At 67.9% G+C, this 19,092-nt stretch carries 17 protein-coding genes, 2 tRNA genes and 1 pseudogene; 11 read left to right on the forward strand and 9 right to left on the reverse strand.

Translation table 11 applies throughout. The annotated features are described in order from the left end of the window. Positions 1-93 precede the first annotated feature (93 nt). The 3 genes from Q7J39_RS13450 (at position 94) to Q7J39_RS13460 (ending at position 5,516) form a co-directional block, all read left to right on the forward strand. Complete coding sequence (locus tag Q7J39_RS13450; protein ID WP_304826597.1) at positions 94-2,433, forward strand: heavy metal translocating P-type ATPase; 2,340 nt, start codon at positions 94-96, stop codon at positions 2,431-2,433. Positions 2,434-2,565: 132 nt separating this feature from the next. Then, a complete protein-coding gene (locus tag Q7J39_RS13455; protein ID WP_304825803.1) occupies positions 2,566-4,404 on the forward strand; it encodes a copper resistance system multicopper oxidase in 1,839 nt (612 codons plus the stop codon). Next, entirely contained in the window at positions 4,401-5,516 is a 1,116-nt protein-coding gene (locus Q7J39_RS13460) for a copper resistance protein B (protein ID WP_304825811.1), read from the forward strand. The genes Q7J39_RS13455 and Q7J39_RS13460 overlap by 4 nt, the downstream gene beginning before the upstream one ends. 25 nt (positions 5,517-5,541) lie before the next feature. Here the strand turns inward: Q7J39_RS13460 and copD are convergent, their stop codons facing one another. Both copD and copC read right to left on the reverse strand, forming a co-directional pair. Then, positions 5,542-6,468, reverse strand: coding sequence for a copper homeostasis membrane protein CopD (copD, locus tag Q7J39_RS13465; protein WP_304825815.1), 927 nt, complete (start codon positions 6,466-6,468; stop codon positions 5,542-5,544). Positions 6,469-6,471: 3 nt separating this feature from the next. Continuing rightward, on the reverse strand, positions 6,472-6,840 hold the full coding sequence (gene copC, locus Q7J39_RS13470) for a copper homeostasis periplasmic binding protein CopC (RefSeq protein ID WP_304825818.1): 369 nt from the start codon (positions 6,838-6,840) through the stop codon (positions 6,472-6,474). Between the two features lie 295 nt (positions 6,841-7,135). Here copC and Q7J39_RS13475 point away from each other — a divergent pair, with 295 nt between their 5' ends. Then, the gene (locus tag Q7J39_RS13475) at positions 7,136-7,498 is read left to right on the forward strand and encodes a DUF411 domain-containing protein (protein WP_304825821.1); all 363 of its coding nucleotides are present in this window, start codon (positions 7,136-7,138) and stop codon (positions 7,496-7,498) included. Between the two features lie 401 nt (positions 7,499-7,899). Here Q7J39_RS13475 and Q7J39_RS13480 read toward each other — a convergent pair. After that, a tRNA-Pro gene (locus tag Q7J39_RS13480) sits at positions 7,900-7,976 on the reverse strand. 128 nt (positions 7,977-8,104) lie between these two features. Between Q7J39_RS13480 and Q7J39_RS13485 the strand changes: the two genes are divergently transcribed. From Q7J39_RS13485 to Q7J39_RS13495, 3 genes are all read left to right on the forward strand, one after another. Continuing rightward, positions 8,105-8,178 (forward strand) — tRNA-Gln (locus tag Q7J39_RS13485). A gap of 154 nt (positions 8,179-8,332) precedes the next feature. Continuing rightward, the gene (locus Q7J39_RS13490; RefSeq protein ID WP_304825824.1) at positions 8,333-10,228 is read left to right on the forward strand and encodes a methyl-accepting chemotaxis protein; all 1,896 of its coding nucleotides are present in this window, start codon (positions 8,333-8,335) and stop codon (positions 10,226-10,228) included. Between the two features lie 9 nt (positions 10,229-10,237). Next, complete coding sequence (locus Q7J39_RS13495; RefSeq protein ID WP_304825827.1) at positions 10,238-10,450, forward strand: hypothetical protein; 213 nt, start codon at positions 10,238-10,240, stop codon at positions 10,448-10,450. Between the two features lie 139 nt (positions 10,451-10,589). Here Q7J39_RS13495 and Q7J39_RS13500 read toward each other — a convergent pair whose 3' ends face one another. After that, complete coding sequence (locus Q7J39_RS13500) at positions 10,590-11,258, reverse strand: TylF/MycF/NovP-related O-methyltransferase (protein ID WP_304825830.1); 669 nt, start codon at positions 11,256-11,258, stop codon at positions 10,590-10,592. 134 nt (positions 11,259-11,392) lie between these two features. On the opposite strand from Q7J39_RS13500, the gene Q7J39_RS13505 reads away from it, so the two are divergent. Then, positions 11,393-11,590 carry a hypothetical protein gene (locus Q7J39_RS13505; protein WP_304825833.1) on the forward strand — a complete coding sequence of 66 codons (198 nt, stop codon included), beginning with the start codon at positions 11,393-11,395 and terminating at the stop codon, positions 11,588-11,590. An 11-nt stretch (positions 11,591-11,601) separates the two neighbouring features. Here the strand turns inward: Q7J39_RS13505 and Q7J39_RS13510 are convergent, their stop codons facing one another. Continuing rightward, the gene (locus Q7J39_RS13510) at positions 11,602-12,495 is read right to left on the reverse strand and encodes a phytanoyl-CoA dioxygenase family protein (RefSeq protein WP_304825836.1); all 894 of its coding nucleotides are present in this window, start codon (positions 12,493-12,495) and stop codon (positions 11,602-11,604) included. Positions 12,496-12,694: 199 nt separating this feature from the next. Here Q7J39_RS13510 and Q7J39_RS13515 point away from each other — a divergent pair, with 199 nt between their 5' ends. After that, positions 12,695-13,732: a calcium-binding protein gene (locus Q7J39_RS13515; protein WP_304825839.1), complete on the forward strand. Its 1,038-nt coding sequence runs from the start codon at positions 12,695-12,697 to the stop codon at positions 13,730-13,732. Between the two features lie 562 nt (positions 13,733-14,294). Here the strand turns inward: Q7J39_RS13515 and Q7J39_RS13520 are convergent. Next, positions 14,295-14,435, reverse strand: coding sequence for a hypothetical protein (locus Q7J39_RS13520; protein ID WP_304825842.1), 141 nt, complete (start codon positions 14,433-14,435; stop codon positions 14,295-14,297). Between the two features lie 86 nt (positions 14,436-14,521). Between Q7J39_RS13520 and Q7J39_RS13525 the strand changes: the two are divergent. Continuing rightward, positions 14,522-14,926 (forward strand): annotated as a pseudogene (locus Q7J39_RS13525) (haloacid dehalogenase); the annotation flags it as partial. Here Q7J39_RS13525 and Q7J39_RS13530 read toward each other — a convergent pair. Beyond that, complete coding sequence (locus tag Q7J39_RS13530; protein WP_304825845.1) at positions 14,923-15,468, reverse strand: GNAT family N-acetyltransferase; 546 nt, start codon at positions 15,466-15,468, stop codon at positions 14,923-14,925. The pseudogene Q7J39_RS13525 and the gene Q7J39_RS13530 sit on opposite strands and share 4 nt — an antisense overlap. Next, entirely contained in the window at positions 15,465-17,549 is a 2,085-nt protein-coding gene (locus Q7J39_RS13535) for a S9 family peptidase (RefSeq protein WP_304826600.1), read from the reverse strand. Before Q7J39_RS13535 ends, Q7J39_RS13530 begins: the two co-directional genes overlap by 4 nt. A 169-nt stretch (positions 17,550-17,718) precedes the next feature. On the opposite strand from Q7J39_RS13535, the gene Q7J39_RS13540 reads away from it, so the two are divergent. Continuing rightward, the gene (locus tag Q7J39_RS13540; protein WP_304825849.1) at positions 17,719-18,549 is read left to right on the forward strand and encodes a serine protease; all 831 of its coding nucleotides are present in this window, start codon (positions 17,719-17,721) and stop codon (positions 18,547-18,549) included. 42 nt (positions 18,550-18,591) lie between these two features. On the opposite strand, the gene Q7J39_RS13545 is transcribed toward Q7J39_RS13540, so the two are convergent. After that, positions 18,592-19,041 carry a MaoC family dehydratase gene (locus tag Q7J39_RS13545; protein WP_304779130.1) on the reverse strand — a complete coding sequence of 150 codons (450 nt, stop codon included), beginning with the start codon at positions 19,039-19,041 and terminating at the stop codon, positions 18,592-18,594. Between the last annotated feature and the right edge of the window lie 51 nt (positions 19,042-19,092).

Here is a 19,092-nt window from a genome sequence, read left to right on the forward strand (position 1 = left end):
CACATATACCCCTGTAGGGCATGGGTTGTAATACCCACCAGGGGTATATAAATGTCCCTCACGCCGGGCTGGCGTCCAGCAAAGAGGCTTGCGATGAGTTCCGATCATCAACACCACGCCCATCCCCAATCCGCTGAACCGCGCTCGACGGTGATCGATCCTGTGTGCGGGATGACGGTCGATCCGTTGACGACGCCCCATCACGCCGAGCATGGCGGGCACGACTTCCACTTCTGCTCCGCCGGATGCCGCACCAAGTTCCAGGCCGATCCGGTCCGTTACCTAGAGCCAACGGCCGCCGCGCAGCCGCCAGCGAACCCCGGCGCGATCTATACTTGTCCGATGCATCCCGAGATCCGCCAGGTCGGTCCAGGGTCCTGCCCGATCTGCGGCATGGCCCTGGAGCCGGAAACGATAACTGCCGACAGCGGTCCAAATCCGGAACTGGCCGATATGAGCCGGCGCTTCTGGATCGGATTGGTGCTGGCCGTGCCGGTTTTCGTCCTGGAGATGGGCGGGCACATCCCCGGCCTGATGGGATTTGTCAGCTCGCACACGTCTCACTGGATCCAATTCGCGCTGGCCACGCCGGTGGTGCTGTGGGCCGGCTGGCCGTTCTTCCAGCGTGGCTGGACGTCGCTCGTCACCCGTCATCTCAACATGTTCACGCTGATCGCCATGGGGGTCGGTGTCGCCTGGGTCTACAGTGTGGCCGCGGTGCTGGCGCCCGGGCTGTTCCCGCCGGCCTTCCGGGACATGTCCGGCGCCGTGCCGGTCTATTTCGAGGCTGCCGCGGTCATCACCGTGCTGGTGTTGCTGGGCCAGGTGCTGGAACTGCGCGCCCGCGAGCAGACCTCCGGCGCGATCAAGGCCCTGCTCAACCTTGCGCCCAAGACCGCGCGCCGTATCCGCGACGACGGAACCGACGAGGAGGTCACCCTCGATCTTATCCAGGTCGGCGACCGCCTTCGCGTGCGGCCCGGCGAGAAGATCCCCGTGGACGGCGCCCTGACCGAAGGGCGGGCGTCGATCGACGAGTCCCTGGTCACCGGGGAGTCCATGCCGGTGACCAAGGAGGCCGAAGGCAAGGTTATCGCCGGGTCCCTGAACAAGACCGGCTCATTCATCATGCGGGCCGAGAAGGTGGGCGCCGACACGCTGTTGTCGCGCATCGTCCAGATGGTCGCGGAGGCGCAGCGCAGCCGCGCGCCGATCCAGCGTCTGGCCGATACCGTGGCGGGCTGGTTCGTGCCCGCCGTCATCGCCGTCGCTTTGCTCGCAGGTTTGATCTGGGCGCTGGTCGGTCCTGAGCCGCGCTTGGCCTATGCTCTGGTGGCGGCGGTGTCGGTGTTGATCATCGCCTGCCCCTGCGCGCTCGGCCTGGCGACGCCCATGTCGATCATGGTCGGTGTCGGCCGGGGCGCCCGCGAGGGTGTGCTGATCAAGAACGCAGAGGCCCTCGAGCGCTTCGAGAAGGTGGACACCCTGGTGATCGACAAGACCGGCACCCTCACTGAGGGGCGACCGGCCGTCACCGCCATCAAGACGGCCGCGGGCATCGAGGAAAGTGAACTCCTCCGGCTGGCGGCCAGCCTCGAGCGCGGCAGCGAGCATCCGCTCGCCGACGCCGTGCTGCGGGCGGCGAAGGACCGTGGTCTCACGCTTTCGGAGGCAACCGACTTCGACTCTCCAGTTGGCCGGGGCGTGATCGGCATTGTGGACGGCAGGAAGGTCGTGCTCGGCGGCGCGCCGCTGATGGCCGAGCAGGGCATCGATATGGGCCTGTTGCTGGCTGAGGCCGAGGCGCTGCGGCAGGACGGAACGACGGCTGTCTTCGCCGCGATCGACGGACGGCTGGCCGGCGTCCTCGGGATCGCCGACCCGATCAAGCCGACCACGCCAGACGCGGTGCGGGCGCTGCTTGCCGATGGCGTCCGGCTGGTGATGATGACCGGCGACAACCGCACGATGGCTCTCGCCGTCGCCAGGAAGCTGGGCATCGAGGAGGTCGAGGCTGAGGTGCTGCCTCAGGACAAGGCCAAGGTGGTGCAGAAGCTGCGGGCCGAAGGCCGGGTCGTGGCCATGGCCGGTGATGGGGTTAATGACGCGCCAGCGCTAGCCGCCGCCGACGTCGGCGTCGCCATGGGCGCTGGGTCCGACGTGGCGATCGAGAGTGCGGGGGTGACCCTTCTGAAGGGTGATCTGCAGGGCCTGGTCCGCGCAAGGCGCCTGTCCCGCATTGTGATGCGCAACATCCGCCAGAACCTTGTGTTCGCCTTCATCTACAACGTGGCCGGAGTCCCGGTCGCCGCAGGCGTGCTTTATCCGGTGTTCGGCTGGCTGCTGTCGCCCCAGATCGCCGCTGCGGCCATGGCGTTGTCATCGGTGAGCGTGATCACCAACGCCCTGCGGCTCCGGGCCGTCAGGCTCTGAATGTGGTTTGCCCCGGCGGCGACATTCGAATTTCGGCGCGTGTCATGAGGCCCATGGCCGCCCTCGCGCGTATTCCTCGCAGTGCGGCGGCTTATCCCTGCGACAGCTGTTTTCATGGGACCATGGACCATCATGAAGGATTTTGATCGCCGGGAGCTGTTGCGCGGCGTGAGCGCGATCGGTGGCGGTGCGGCGCTCAGCACACTGCTGCCAGGGTGGGCGCAGAGCGCGACGCAGGGAGCCGCGCCGACCCTGCCTACGCTGACGGGACCCAATGTCGATCTGCGCATCGGTCATTCAGAGCTGAAGGTGGATGGCCGAGTTGGGCACGTCGTGACCATCAACGGCACCGTCCCGGGGCCCCTGCTGCGCTTCAAGGAAGGCCAGAAGGTTCGCCTTTCGGTGACCAATCACCTGCAGGAGGACACCTCCATCCACTGGCACGGCCTTCTGGTGCCTTTCCAGATGGATGGCGTGCCAGGCGTCACCTTCCCCGGCATCAAGCCCGGCCAAACCTTCGTCTATGAGTTCCCGCTCAAGCAGTCCGGCACCTACTGGTACCACAGCCACTCCGGTCTCCAGGAGGCCGAGGGCCATTATGGGCCGATCATCATCGACCCAGCCGGGCCCGACCCGGTGGGCTACGACCGCGAGCATGTCATCGTGCTGTCAGACTACAGCTTCATGCACCCGCACCAGATCTTCAAGCGGATGAAGCAGCAAGGCGGGGTCTTCAACTATCAGAAGCAGACCGTCGCCGGTCTCCTCGCAGGTAAGGACCAGACGCTCCAGGAGCGGGCCGAATGGGCCAAGATGCTCATGGACCCGACTGACATCTCCGACGTAACCGGCGCGTCCCTCAAGTTCCTTATCAACGGCCACGGCCCGGCGGACAACTGGACGGGCCTGTTTACGCCCGGCGAACGCGTTCGGCTGCGCTTCATCAACGCTGCCGCGCAGATGATTTTCAATGTGCGCATTCCGGGCCTGAAGATGACCGTCGTGGCCGCTGACGGTCAGAATGTGCGGCCGGTCGAGGTGGACGAGTTTCAGATCGCCAACGCCGAGACCTACGACGTGATCGTCCAGCCTTCGGAGGACGCGGCCTTCACCCTGGTGGCCGAGGCGGTGGACCGCTCGGGAATGGGCCGGGCGACCCTCGCGCCACGCCCTGGGATGACGGCGTCCGTTCCACCACTGAGGCGGCGGCCGCTCTCGACCATGAAGGACATGGGAATGGACATGAGCGCCATGCACGGGACGGGCGCGGCCGAAACCGGTCCCGCGATGGCCGGCATGGACCATGCCGCCATGGGGCACGACATGGCGGCGATGCCCGGTATGGCGCCGCTCCCCGGAATGGCTCCGCCAAAGCCCCGCGGCTCCGATGTGATGGGCGACATGGGTGGCATGGAGATGTCCATGCGCGACCCCCAATTTGCGCCACAGGTAAAGATGGGGCCTGGCGTGCAGTCGATCGCGCCCCTGCCGGTCGACCGCACCGGCGAGCCTGGTCAGGGTCTCGAGAGAGTGGGTCACCGGGTGCTGGTCTACAAGGACCTCTTCGCCCTGACCCCCAACGCAGACCTTCGCCCGCCGACCCGCGCGCTGGACATCCACCTGACCGGCAACATGGAGCGGTTCATGTGGGGGTTCGACGGTCTGAAGTTCAGCGAGACCACCCAGCCCTACGCCTTCGAGGCGGGTGAGCGGGTGCGGGTCACCTTGATCAATGACACGATGATGGCCCACCCCATACACTTGCACGGCCACTTCTTCGAGTTGACCCATGCGCCGGCTGGCCACGGACCGATGAAGCACACGGTGGCCGTGCTGCCGGGGGGAAAGGTGTCCTGGGACTTCACGGCGGAAGCCGGTGACTGGGCGTTCCACTGCCACATGCTCTACCACATGCATGGCGGCATGTTTCAGGTGTTCAGCGTTCGGCCCCTCGCTGGAGGTGCGGCATGAACCGTCTCGCTCTGATCGCGCTCGTGCCGCTCGTCCTGGCCGCGCCAGCCCTGGCACAGCCGATGGATCACTCGAAGATGCACGGCATGAGCATGCCGGCGACTACGACGACAACGCCGAAAAAGGCTCCGGCCAAGACGGCCAAGACCAGGAAACCGGCCCCAAAGCCGGCAGCGGTGGCGGAGCCCCACGCCGGGCACGCCAACCCGGCCCCGGCGGCCGATCCCCACGCGGGCCACACGATGCCTACCGCGCCCGACCCGCACGCCGGGCACACAATGGCGGCCGAAGCGCCGCCCATGGATCATGCCGCCATGCCGGAAATGGTCATGCCTGGCGCCACCGGCAGCCAGCGGTTGCTGAGCGAGATCGAGGTCCCAAAGACGCCCCCGCCGGCGGCCCCCGCGGACCACGCGGCCGACCGCTACTTCCCGCCAGAAGCCATGGCGGCGGCTAGGACTCAACTGCGGCAAGAGCACGGCGCGATGCCGGTCTCCAAGGTGATGGTCAGCCTCGCCGAGCACCAGGCGCGTAGGGGCGCTGACGGCTACCGCTGGGAAGGCGAGGCTTGGTTCGGCGGCGACATCGACCGCTTCGTCGTCAAGACCGAAGGCGAGGGCACATCGGGGGAAGGTGTCGAGAGCGCCGAGCTGCAGGCGCTCTATTCGCGCGCGGTGGGCGTCTACACCGACGTCCAGGTTGGCGTGCGGCAGGACTTCGAGCCCCGCGGACGCACCTATGCCACCGTCGGCTTCGAAACTCTGCTGCCCTATTGGTTCGAGGTCGAGGGCGCGGCATTCCTCTCGACCAAGGGCGACCTGCTCGGACGGCTGGAGGGCAGCTACGATCTCCGGCTGACCAACCGCTGGATCCTGCAGCCCCGCGCCGAGCTGAATTTCGCCGCCCAGGACAACCGCGCCACGGGCACGGGGTCAGGCCTGTCAAACGCCGAACTCGGCCTGCGCCTTCGCTACGAGATCCGGCGCGAGTTCGCGCCCTATATAGGCGTCTCCTGGGAGCGGAAAGTCGGCCGGACCGCCGACTATGCCCGCGCCCTGGGTGAGGGCGTCGAGGACAAGAGCGTGGTGTTCGGCGTGCGCAGCTTCTTCTAGCGCCCCTGGACGACCGAGGCGGCGACTACCCGGCGGAGACCGGGGCCAACGTGCCGAGCCAGGCCACCAGGCCCAGCACCAGGATGGAAAGAGCGGTCTCAATGAGCAGGCTGCGGCGCAGTGCGTCGAGCGCCTGACCGCTTGCCTGGCCGCCGTCGATGGCCGCCCCCAGCGCTGGCGTCAGGCGGAAGCGGTTGGCGGCCGCAAGCGCCAGCATGCTGACGAACAGCACGAGCTTCAACGAGAGCAGTTGGCCATACGGTGTGGTCCAAAGGCCGGAAATGCGGGCGGGTCCGACCAGGAACCAGCTGTTGACCAGCCCGGTGGCGACAATCACGGCGACCAGGCCCGTGCCGACGCCGGAGAAGCCGTGGAGGGCCTTATGCAGCACTCCGTCCAGAGTGACCGATGGCGCCCGGGGTCGAAGCAGAAGGAAGAACCCCACAAGCGCGCCGATCCAGGCGCCCGCAGCCAGGGTGTGAAGGATATCGGCGCTCAGGTGCAGCAGGCCCGGCGCGCCCTCGGTGGCGGCGCCATGGCCCATCCAGGCGAAGCTCGCGCTAACGACGGCGCCCAGGCCGGCGGAGAGCTGCCAGGTTGCGCGGCTGACCCGCCGCGCCAGGACCACCAGCGCCAGCGCCGCGGCGCCAGCCCGGATCAACGTGGAAGGCCCCATCGACATGGTGGTCGTCACGGCCGACAGGGACGATGCCGTCATGCCCTCACGGATTGATCCGGCGAGGATCGAGGTGTGGGCCAGAAGGCCCACCACACTGGCCGCCAGCACGACACCGGCGGACCAGGCCAGAACCTTTCGCGGCCAGCCCAGCTCCGCACCTGATCCCGCGCCGTCCTGGGGCAGGGCGTAGATCAGGAAGAGCGATGATCCGAAGAGGACCATCGCACCTGCGAATTGCAAAAGCCTGAGGACGATGACCGCAGGCTCGAGCACGCGCTATTTCACCGTGAAGGGGACGACGCCGTCCATCTTGTGACCGTCGTCGGACGCCGCGTGCCAGGTGATCACATAGGCGCCCGGCATCAGCTTGCCCTGGGGCTTGCCCACGATGGTCAGGTGGTCCTTGGACACGGTGGTTTTCATCTTGACCTTCATGCCGTTCATCGCGGGCATGCTGAGCTCGAATTTGGAGAACGCGGGCGTCAGCTTCTCGTTGAAGGTCAGGCTGATGACCGTCGGCGACGCAACCGTCGCGTTGGCGTCCGGGGTCGATGTCACGAGGTGGGCATGAGCGGCGGCCTGGCCCGCGATAAGCAATGCGGCGCTGGCGGCAAGGCCTGCGAAGGTGAGGTGTCTACGCATCATCAAATTCCCATTGGCTGAGATCGGTCTCTGTCGAACATACGCAACAGGACGGTCGATCCCTTATCTGTGGTCAATGGCTCTCGATCTGATGCCCTGCCGATGGGCCTCGATCACAGCGGAACCCAGTCTGTTGGTCTGCGGGGCCACTGGACTCGCAGGGGAGAAGCGCCGGAGTGCACAGCCCTGAGGTGCGAACCCAAAACGCGGGTGCGCATGGACGTTGATGTGGATAATAGCGGAGTTCGCGAGCAGCTCTAAAAAAGACTGAAGATCGTCAATCTCAGGGGCTCAGAAAATGACCAAAACCATAAGCCTCTTCGGCGCCTTGGCTCTAGCCGTGAGCGTTTCGGCATGCGCCACCACCAGCCCGCCCACCTCCGAGCAGCTCGCGTCGTGCCGGCAAATGCTCGACACGATGGGAGAAGGCGCAACTCATAGCCACGGCGCCGAAAAGAGCGGCGGCGCGAACACAATGGGGATGACCCACGCGCAATGCCGACGCAAGTTGGCCCGCGGCCACCCGCCCGAGCCCCATGCCGCGCGCGAACTGCTGGTGGACGTCCCGCCCGACCGCCCCAAAGCGATCGGAATCTCAGTCCCCGGCATGCCTGACGGCTCTCCTGGCATGGAGCGTAGCGATGGGAAGCGCGCAGGGTGACGACCTCCCAATCGTCCTTCTCCAGCACGTGGCCGACGAGATCGTCTTCGTGCAGCCGCTGCATGATTAGCACGATGGCGCCCGCCTGCTTGTTGGTGAGCCGGGTGACCAGGGTGTTGTCATAGAACTCCGCCAACACATCGTAGATGCGATCGCGACCGTCGGCGCCCACCGGCGGTCGCCGCCTTTTGGGCTCCCCTGTTATTTCCCTGTTCTCAGGGGCAGAAGGCGAAAGTCACACTTCTGGAATGGCTCCAGAGAGCGGCAGGCGAAGTGGACGTATGAGGCCAGGTTGGTGGCTCTCGGAGAGCCAGGCGCCAGGGCCGCTATCCGCCTAACCGGCGGACTTCTCGGGGCCAATTGGGCGCGGGAAAATCCCCCCGCGTTAGCGAGGGAAGAATTGGTCGGAGTGGCAGGATTCGAACCTGCGACCCCCGCGTCCCGAACGCGGTGCTCTACCAGACTGAGCCACACTCCGACTTGAGGAGGGGGCTTATAGAGGAGCGTTTTCCGCGCCGCAAGCGACCCTGGAAGCCCGTTGCATCCTAAGAAGGCTTGCGCTATCTCCACGCCCTCGCGCGGGCCCCGGCTCAGCGGCGTTCCTGCTGGGGAATGGTGTAATGGTAACACAGCGGTTTTTGGTACCGTCGTTCTAGGTTCGAGTCCTAGTTCCCCAGCCAATCTCTTCCGACATCGAAGACGAGCGCACGCCGCGTGTCTCACGCCCCGGCGGATCCTTCCCGAAAGAATTTGATCGGGTAGGGGTCAATATTAATCAACACGCATTAGGAAATCCGGCTCGCCAGTCTTGGCGTGAGTACGGAGTATTTGGGCGTGTTCAGCAATTTCAAGATCGGGACGCGCCTGACATCGGGATACGTGATCCTCTTGTTCTTAATGATGGCCATGGCAGCTGTCAGTATCAACCGGGTCAACACGATCAACGGCCATTTGGCCACCATCAACGACGTCAATAGTGTCAAGCAACGCTACGCGATCAACTTCCGCGGCAGCGTCCACGACCGGGCGATCCGCCTGCGGGACGTCGTCCTGGTCTCCGATCCGGGTGAGCTGGCCACGGTGCTGGCCGATATCGACCGCCTGGGGGTCAGTTACGCCGCCTCCGCCGCGCCCCTTGACGCGATCCTGACCGCGGGCGAGCAGGTCACCCCCGACGAGGTGGAGATCCTGGCGGCCATCAAGGCCACCGAGGCCCGGACCCTGCCGCTGATCACCCAGGTGGTCGGCCTGCGCCAGTCCGGCGACAACGTCGCCGCCCACGCCCTGCTGATGGGCGAGGCCCGGCCGGCCTTCATCCAGTGGCTGAAGGAGATCAACCAGTTCATCGACCTGGAGGAGGCCAAGAACAAGGCCGTCGCCAGCCAGGCCCGGGCCATCGCCCAGGGCTTCCAGGTCCTCACCCTGCTGCTGTGCGCCGGCGCCCTGGCGATCGGCGCGGCCATCACCGCCTGGGCCCTGGTGGCCATCCGGCCGCTGCGCAGCCTGACCGGGGTGATGGGCGCCCTGGCCCATGACGACTACGCCGTGGAGGTCGACTTCGCCCAGCGGGGCGACGAGATCGGCGCCATGGCGCGCGCCGTCCAGGTGTTCAAGGACAAGGGCCTGGGGGCCCAGGCCCTGGAGGCCGAGGCCCACCGCATGCGCGCCGACGCCGACACCGAGCGCGGGCGCGCCGAGGCCGAGCGTCGGGCCGCCGAGGACGAGCAGCGCGCCGTGGTGGAGGCCTTGGCCGCCAGCCTCGGCCGCCTGGCCCAGGGCGACCTCACCACCCGCATCGAGGCCGATTTCCAGGGCCAGTACCTGCAGATCCGCACCGACTTCAACGCCGCGGTGGACAGTCTGCGCGAGGCCATCGGCGCCATCGCCGGCTCGGCCCGGGGCATCCACGGCGGCTCCGACGAGATCTCGGCGGCCTCCGACGACCTCTCGCGCCGCACCGAGCAGCAGGCGGCCAGCCTGGAGGAGACCGCCGCGGCCCTGGACGAGGTGACCGTCACCATCAAGCGCAGCGCCGAGGGCGCCCGGCAGGCGGCCCAGGCCGCCTCCGAGGCCAAGGGCCAGGCCGAGCGCTCGGGCGTGGTGATGGGCGACGCCGTCCTGGCCATGGGCGAGATCGCGCAGAGTTCCGGCCAGATCAGCAACATCGTCGGTGTCATCGACGAGATCGCCTTCCAGACCAACCTGCTGGCCCTCAACGCCGGGGTCGAGGCCGCCCGGGCCGGGGAGGCGGGCCGCGGCTTCGCCGTCGTCGCCCAGGAGGTCCGGGCGCTCGCCCAGCGCTCGGCCGGCGCCGCCAAGGAGATCAAGGAGCTGATCGCCGCCAGCCGGCTGCAGGTCGACCGGGGCGTCAAGGTGGTGGGCGACACCGGCGAGGCCCTGAGCGGCATCGTGGTCAAGTTCGCCGAGATCGACCTGCTGATCACCGAGATCGCCGAGTCCTCCCAGGAGCAGGCGGCGGGCCTCAACCAGGTCAACGCCGCCGTCAACCAGATGGACCAGGTCACCCAGCAGAACGCCGCCATGGTGGAGCAGACCACCGCAGCGGCCGCCAACCTCAAGTCCGAGGCCGCCGACCTGGGGCAGCTGGTGGGGCGCTTCCAGATCGCCGCCCCCGACGCCGGCCGCCCCGAGCTCGTCCAGGCCGACCGGCATCAGCCGGCGCGCAATCCGGTGGCCGCCCTGCGCTCAAGGCTGCAGCGTCTGACCTGAGCCCGGGCGGTGGAACCGACCGCGCGGCGCGAAGCGGTGCGGGTCAGTTGCGAGATGTTGCGGATGCGGGCGGACGAGGTCTGGCTGACCCGCAACGGGCAGATAACGGTGACTGACGAGATGGGCCTGGCGCTCTTCACCATTGGCGTCTCGGCGCAGCTGCCGCCGGCGGTGGCCGGGACGCTGCCCTGGACCACGATGCGATCAGGCGGAATCGCCTGACCGCTGAATCGTGCTCTAATTTCAAAGATTTAGAGCCGGATTCAGGCTGCGAGAGAAGCCATCCGGCTCTAGTCGACCCGGTCGGCCAGGACGCAGTCGACCGGTAGGGTCGCGGCCTCATAGCACTCACAGGCGCGCCCTACAGCCCGGCGCGGAACACCCAGTGGGGCCAGACCTGCTCGGAGTGCAGGCGGCGCGCCATCACCAGCTCCTCCACCGCCTCGGTGGCGCTGATGCAGGAGGGCGCGTCGGCGTCGTCATAGACGACATAGCCGCCCTGGGTCATCAGCGGCACCGAGGCGCCCTGGGCGTATTTCACGCCGGAATAGATGTCGCAGTCGATGTGGGCCAGGCCGAAGCTGGGCTTCTTCCTGGCGATGCCGGGGAAGGTGTCGGCGAACAGCCCCTTCACCACCTCCAGGTTTTTCAGCTTCAGCTTGTCGCGCCGTTTCGACAGCGCCTCGAAGGAGGCCTCGGAAAAGTCGCCGGCCCCGTGCAGGTCCCACGCCGCGTCGGTCACCGGCATGCCGGCATAGGTGCCGCAGGCATAGACGCGCGCCTTGGGGGCGACCGCCTTCAGGACATGGGCCATGAACAGCGCGTTGCCGCCGCGATAGGAGCCGAACTCGATCACGTCCTTGCCGTCGAGTTTCTCGAAGAAGTCGGTGAGCAGCAGGAACAGGTTCATCCGCTTGGCTTCCACCATCAACGACCACCCGCCGCTAGCCCCGCTGATAGCCGTCCCGGGCGGAGCGGCCGCCGTGGATCGTGTCGGGGCGCCGATGCTGGGGAGTTCGATGCGCGCCATGAAGCTCTGCCATTGGCAATTCGGCGGGCACGCAATCCTGCGTGGCGCAACCGTCGCCGCAGGGCGCGCTTGGTTAACGGAACGTTTTGTCTTCTGGCGCATCCTTGCGACCTGACCCCAGGGAGGGGCTGCGCATGCCGGCACCGGAACGCGACGACCAGGGGATGGATCAGCTGCTCAACGCCGCGGCGTCGGCCAGCGACCTGAACGAGCGCAGCCGCCTGATCAGCGAAGCCGCCGCCCGCCACCTGGAAACCGCCGGCGACGCGCCGGAGAGCGAGCTGAGCGTCCCGCCCCTCGAAGCCGTGATCGACGACTTCCCCTCCGTCTGAACCCGGCGCCCTCAGCCGCCGCGCACCTGGGCGTTGATCGCCCCCAGCAGCTCGGCCGAGCCCAGCTGCGATCCGGCCGCGTCGCCTGTCAGGGCGTATTCGGGCGGCACGACCTCCGGGCCTTCGCCCGGCGGCAGGGGCGGGGTGTAGTAGCCCAGGGCGTAGGAGCCCAGGGCGTAGCCGATCAGCTGCTGCAACTCGGGCTCCAGGGTGCGCGCGATCTCCGGCGGGCAGGAGAGGTACTGGTTCTCCTCCTGCCGCAGCCAGCCCAGGGCATAGGTGATGTTCAGGCCCCAGCGGTCGGTCTCGCCGGTATTGGCCCCGCCGCCGTGGAACACCGTACCGGTATAGACCAGCACCGAGCCGGCCCTCATGGTCGCCCGGCCGATCTCCTCCGGCGTGGCCTTGCGGCTGTCGGGCCAGTCGATGGAGCCCGGAACCACCTGGGTCGCTCCGTTCGCCTCGGTGAAGTCGGTCAGGGCCCAGATGGTGTTCAGCTGCGGCTCGATCTCCTTCAGGTACTGGCCCCAGGCCCAGCGGTCGCGGTGGATCGGCTGCGCCGGCTGGCCGGGCATGATGCGGATCAGCTGGCCCAGGTGCAGCTGGTAGCGGGTGCAGTTGGGCAGCAGCACCTTGTCGCAGATCGCCCGGATGCGGGGATCGAGGATGGCGGTGCGGCACCCCGGCGAGCGGGCGACCAGGGCCCCGGTCCGCGTGGTCTTGAACCCGGTGAAGGCGTCCTGTCCCGGCTGGGTCGCCTCGACATAGGGCCTCAGCTCCTCGGCCAGGGCGCGCGCCGCCTGCGGGCTGATCACCCCCTCCAGGATCAGGGCCCCGTCCCGGTCCAGGACCGCCATGACCGCCGCGATGGGCGCCTCGGCGGGCAGACGCTGCAGCTCAGCCATGTCGCGGTCTCCAGATGGCGCTCGACCCCAGCCTAGCCCCGTCGCCCCGGAACTCAAACGGGGTGCGGGCGCCTCGGCCATCGGCGCCGCCGCAAACGCCCAGCGTGTGCGGCGGAAAAACAATCGCAAGGGTCTAGCCTCCCGCGCGTTTCGACGTCATCGTCAAAACCGCTTGGACTGCACGGGGGAGGGCTGCGCGATGGCGCACGTGCTGTTGTTCGATGGCTATGACGCAGACGCCTACCGGGGCGACGAGCTCGTGGGCTCTACGGTGGTCCTGCTCAACGCTGCCAACGAGATCTTCCACTGGAACGCCGGCCGCTATTTCATGGCGCTCGGCGGCTCGGGCTTCACCTTCGGCGGACCCAATGGGGTGCTGCTTACTGGCGGGGTGGTGACCAACTTCAGCCTGGCGGCGTCTTACGGCCGGATCGAAATCACGGGCGCCCACGCCGACGCCGCGATCCTGGGGCTGTCCTATACGCTCGGTGACAACAGCCTGGGCTCGGCGACCCTGCTGGCCGGCGACGACCTCATCGAGGAGGTTGTGGGCGCGGCCCCCACCTCGACCCCCAACGCCGACGAGGTCTACCTGGCCCGCGCCTGGGGCGGGAACGACGTGATGCGGGGCGGCGGAACCCGCTCGAGCTTCTTCGGCGGCGACGGGAACGACACCCTCGACGCCCGGGCTGGGGACGGCAACTACCTGCGCGGCGACGCTGGCGACGATTCCATCCTGGGGGCCGACGGCTTCGACGACATCAACGGCAATATTGGCCGCGACACCGCCCACGGCGGGAACGGCGGCGACTGGGTGGTGGGGGGCAAGGACAATGACCTGCTGTACGGCGACGCCGGCGGCGACGTGGTGGACGGCAACCTCGGCGACGACACCCTCAGCGGCGGCGACGGCGCCGACATCGTGCGCGGCGGCCAGGGCGACGACGTGGTCTCGGGCGGGGCGGGCAACGACTACCTCTCCGGCGACCGCGGCGCCGACACGGTCACCGGCGGCGCCGGCGCCGACATCTTCCACGGCGCCGCCTTCGGCGGCCTCGACCGGGTGTTGGACTTCCACATCTCCGAAGGCGACCGCATCCTGCTCGACCCCGGCACGCCCTTCCAGCTGATGCAGGCGGGCGCCGACGCCGTGGTCGACATGGGCGGCGGAAATCAGATGGTGCTAGTGGGGGTCACGCTGGCCAGCCTGCCGCCGGGGTGGCTGACCCTGGGGTGAGCCGGCTTCGCCGCCGTCGTCGATGTCCTGGCGGCGGCCGCTAACCCATCGGCGTCGGGGGCAACGGCGCCTTCACGGGGTGATAGATTTTCATCCGCCGGACATCGCCACATCGCCGGCAGAACCCTGCTGTGTTCGCCACGCCAAACGCCTTCCAACGCACGCCACCCAACGAACCCAACGACCGGTCAGCCCCACAGGCGACGCAGCGCAGCCGCCACTCGCCGGACTCGCGGCGCATGTCTTCCAGAACGCGCCCCATGTACCGCCGCGCCGCGCTGAGCATGTTCCTCTCGGCAGTCTTCCTGACCCTCAAGCAGCCAGGATTGTGACAGCGGGCGGCTTGGATAGGCAACACCTTCCCGCGGTCGACGGTCCGCCCGCGCCTGCGATTTCCAGACGGACAGTCATTCCGTCCTGAAATGCGTCGCCGCGGCCCTGAGGCCCAGACTTCACCCCACCTTCAACCGCACAAACACCATCCCCGCCGACGGCTTCCCATAGCTCGCCCCCAGGGCGCCCGGGATGTCGAACCCCGAGACCAGGCCGCCCAGCCCCAGCTTCACGCCGGGCCGGATCGTCCAGTCGCGCGGCCGAAGAGCGTCCAGGCGTCGTTGGGCATCCAGGCGGCCTCGGCCAGGTAGCCCCAGAGGATGGGGCCGGGCTGGCGGTTCTTCTGGGAGGCGGCCAGGGTCACGGCCACCAGGCCGCCGGCGTCGAGGCGCCTGACATAGGCGCCGCTGGCGGAGTAGCGCGTCTCGTCGTGGTGCGGCTCCAGGGCCTCGGGGCGACGCCGCTGAGGTGGTGGCCGAGCTTCGCGCGGCCGGCGTGCGGGTGGTCATGCTCACCGGCGACAACCGGGTCACCGCCCCGGCGCTCGCCGCAGCGGAGGTCGGGATCGCCATGGGCGCCGGCTCCGACGTCGCCATCGAGAGCGCCGGGATCACCCTGCTGCAGGGGGAACTTCGCGCCCTCCTGCGGGCCCAGCGGCTGTCGCAGGCGGTGATGGGCAATATCCGCCAGAACCTGGTCCTGGCCTTCGTCTACAACGTCCTGGGCGTGCCCATCGCGGCGGGGGTTCTGTATCCGGCGTTCGGGCTGGTCCTGACCCCGGCCATCGCCGCGGCCGCCATGTCGCTGTCGTCGGTGAGCGTCATCTCCAACGCCCTGCGCCTGAGGCTGGCCAAGCTCTAGTGCCCGGTCAGGGTCAGTCCTTCGGAGGCGGGGGCGCTCGCGTCTCCGCCGTTCAGGGCCTTCTGCATCCAGACGGTGTCCACCCAGCGCCCGTGCTTGAAGCCGACGCTCTGGCAGACCCCGGCGTGGCGGAAGCCCAGGGATGTATGCAGGCCGATGGACCCGGAGTTGCCGCTGTCGCCGATCACCGCCATCACCTGCCGCAGGCCGAGCGCCTCGCAGGCCTTGAGCACTTCGCTGAGCAAGGCCTTGCCCACGCCACGCCCATGGGCGTCGGGGGCCACATAGACGCTGTCCTCCACCGTGAACCGGTAAGCCGCCCGCGGCCGGAACAGGCCCGCATAGGCAAAGCCCAGCACCTCGCCGTCTTCTTCGGCGACCACATGCGGCAGGCCGCGTTCGACGATGGCCAGACGGCGTTCGGCCATCTCCCGCGGGCTCGGCGGAACCTCTTCGAAGGTGCCGAAGCCGTGCAGGACGTCATGGCCGTAGATGGCCGCCAGGGCGTCTGCGTCGCTTGCCTCAGAAGGCCTGACGATCATTCCCAACCCCTCTCCACCGCCCAGATGGCGAAGGCGTAGTCCAGCGCGATCTCCTTGAGGAAGTCGAAACGGCCCGAGGCCCCGCCGTGGCCGGCGTCCATGTTGATCTTGAGCAGGATCGGGGCGTCGGATGTCGAGAACTGCCGCAGCTTGGCCACCCACTTTTCGGGTTCCCAATAGGTGACGCGAGGGTCCGACAGCCCGCCCGTCGCCAGCACCGGCGGATAGGGGAGGGCGGCGACCTGATCGTAGGGGCTGTAGGCGGCGATGGTGTCGTAGGCGGCCTCGTCCTCCAGCGGGTTGCCCCACTCGGGCCACTCCGGCGGGGTGAGCGGCAGGGTGGTGTCGCTCATGGTGTTGAGCACGTCGACGAAGGGGACTGCCGCGATCACCCCGGCCCACAGGTCGGGCCGCAGGTTGGCGATCGCGCCCATCAGCATGCCGCCCGCCGAGCCGCCATAGGCCACCATCCGCCCGGCCTTGCCGTAGCCGTTGGCCGACAGATTCTCGGCGCAGGCGATGAAGTCGGTGAAGCTGTTGGGCTTCTTCTCCTTGCGCCCATCCAGGAACCAGCCCCAGCCCTTGTCCGAACCGCCGCGCACATGGGCCGTGGCCCAGATCCAGCCCCGGTCCACCAAGCTCAGGTTGCGGATCGAGAAGCTGGGCTCCATGGCGTGGCCATAGGCGCCGTAGCCGTAGAGCAGCAGGGGCGCCGAGCCGTCCAGCGGGGTGTCCTTCAGCATCAGGACGGTGACCGGAACCTCCGCCCCATCGGCGGCCTTGGCCATCAGCCGGCGCGCGACGTACCGGGCCGGATCGTGGCCGGAGGGGATTTCCTGGGTCTTGCGCAGGGTCCGCTCGCGGCTGGTCATGTCGTAGTCGAACCACTGCCGGGGCGTGGTGGGGGACTGGTAGATGAAGCGAGTCGTGGTGGTGTCGTACTCGTAGCCGCCGGAGAGCGAGAGGGCGCAGGCCTCCTCGTCGAAGACGATCTCGTGCTCGCCGCCGGCCCGCGCCATGACCACGATGCGGTCGTTGGCGTTCACCCGCTCCAGCCGCACCAGGTGGCCGGCATAGGCCGCAAAGCCGGTGACATAGTGGCCGGGCTGGTGGGCCACGAAGTCGCTCCAGGTCGACTTGGCGGGGATCTCGGCGGTCGAGGTCGCCAGCTTGAAGTCCACCGCCCCGTCGTCGTTGGTGCGGATCACCCACCGGTCGGTCCAGTGGTCCAGCTCGTACTTCACCCCCACCCGGCGCGGCTCGGCCACGAAGGGCGGGCGGGTCGGGTCGGCGGCGGGGATCAGCCAGATCTCGGTAGTCTCCTGGTTGCCGACATGAACCACGATGTGGCTGTCGTCGGCGGTGGTCCCGACACCCAGGAACATGCCGTCGTCGGCCTCCTCATAGACCAGGGTGTCCTCGCCGCCGCGCGCCGGGCGGCGGAAGACCTTGGAGGGCCGGGCGTTCTCGTCGCGCCAGATCCAGAACAGCCACTGGCTGTCGGGGGAGAAGGTGAAGTCGCCATAGGCGCTCCCGATCTCGACTGGCAGGGTCTCGCCGGTGGTCAGGTCCTTCAGGCGGATCGTGTAGTACTCCGACCCCTGCTCGTCGGCGGCCCAGGCGTAGAGGCGGTGGTCGGGGCTGTGGTGGGCCGCGCCGACCTGGAAGAAGGCCTTGCCCTTGGACAGCGCCTCCTCGTCCAGCAGCACGACCTCGCCGTCGGTCCGGCCGCTGGGGCGGCGGCCATGGACCGGGTGCTCGGCGCCGATCTCGTAGCGGACGTAGTAGTCCCAGGCCCCGTCGGAGGCGGGGACCGACGAATCGTCCTCCTTGATCCGCCCCTTCATCTCGGCGAACAGCGCCGCCTGCAGGGCCTTTGTGGGATCGTCCAGCAGGCTCTTCGTGTAGGCGTTCTCGGCATCCAGATGCTCGCGGATGTCGGCGCGCAGGACCTTGGGATCGCGCAGCACCTCTTTCCAGTTGTCGTCCTTCATCCAGGCATAGTCGTCGACGCGGGTGCGGCCGAGCTGGGTGATGGATTTCGGCTCGCGCCGGGCGGCAGGCGGTGTGGGGCGGGTCATTCCCACTAGATGGCCCAGGCTCACGGCGCCCTCAAGGCGTAACCCTTCGACCACGCGGCAACATAGCGCAGCGGCTAGAGCGCAGATCGGACTTTGCGTTAACGACGTTCTTAAGGAAGTATCCCGTTAATTGGTTCCGCGAGTTGCGGAAACTTTTTCGGGGACGTCGATGGTCTATGACCTATCCGTGGAGTTGATCCACGCGACGGTGCAGGTGGAGCAGCCCCTTGGGGACGGCACCCGCACGGTTGGCACCGGCTTCCTGATCCAGTCGGTGAGCCCTGACGGCCAGCCCCACACCGTTCTCGTCACCGCCAACCACGTGCTCGCCAAGATGCCCGGCGCCGAGGCGCGGGTTGGCTACAGAATCGAGAATGCGGACGGCTCCTGGACCTATTCGCCCCAGGCCCTGAAGATCCGCGATGCCGCGGGCCGTCAGCTCTGGACCCAGCACCCGTCGCGGGATGTGGCCGCCATCTCGATCACGGCGCCGGAACAATTCGCCAAGGCCGCCATCCCGCTGAGCTGGCTCGCCGATGACCAGACCTTCGCCGCCCTGCAGGTGGGCGCGGGCGATGAGATGATGGCCCTCGGCTTCCCGCGCGGTCTGGCCGCCAACCGCGCCGGTTTCCCGATCCTGAGGGCCGGCCGCGTGGCCTCCTATCCGATCGCTCCGGCCAAGGTCTTCCCGACCTTCCTGCTCGATTTCAGCGTCTTCCCAGGCAATTCCGGCGGCCCGGTGTTCATGGCCGACAACTCGCGCCGCCGCTCGGGCGCGACCGAGGCCCTGCCGGCGCAGTTCATCGCCGGTCTGCTGACCCAGCAGGTCGAGCTGAACAATGAGCGCCTGGAGATCGGGATCGTCACCCAGGCCAAGTACATCCGCGAGACCATCGGTCTGGTGGAGAACCCCTACGCCCCGGTGACCACGGCTTCCAACGAAGTCGTCACCGGCGCCAAGGCGGCCTCGGCCGAAGAGGCCGTCTCGCCCGACTGGTAGGTCGAGAACCTCCCCGCCGTGAGGCAGGGAGGTCTCACAGTCTTACGCCCCGTACAGCAGGGACAGGGTCTCGGCGATGCAGGCGGGCTTTTCCTCGCCTTCGATCTCGATGGTGCATTCCATACGGATCTGGACGCCGCCGGCCTTGGCGTCGACGCCGATCAGCTTCTGGCGCAGGCGCACGCGCTTGCCGACCCGGACCATGTTCACGAAGCGCACCTTGTCGGAGCCGTAGTTGATCCCGCGCGTGACGCCCTTCACCGGCATCAGACCGCCGCCCAGGAAGGGCAGCAGCGACAGGGTCAGGTAGCCGTGGGCGATCGGGCCGCCCATCTCGCGGTTGGCGCGCTCGACGTCCACGTGGATCCACTGATGGTCACCGGTGGCCTCGGCGAACTGGTTCACGCGCTCCTGCGTGATCTCCAGCCAGTCCGACACGCCGGTTTCCTGGCCCACCAGGCCGGGCAGATCCTTGAATTCCACGGGGTTCATCGTTCAATTCCTCGTCTTTGAAACAGGTGTTCGACGTCTAGCAGCTAAGAG

Source organism: Phenylobacterium sp., from assembly GCF_030651185.1.
Classification (GTDB): domain Bacteria; phylum Pseudomonadota; class Alphaproteobacteria; order Caulobacterales; family Caulobacteraceae; genus Phenylobacterium.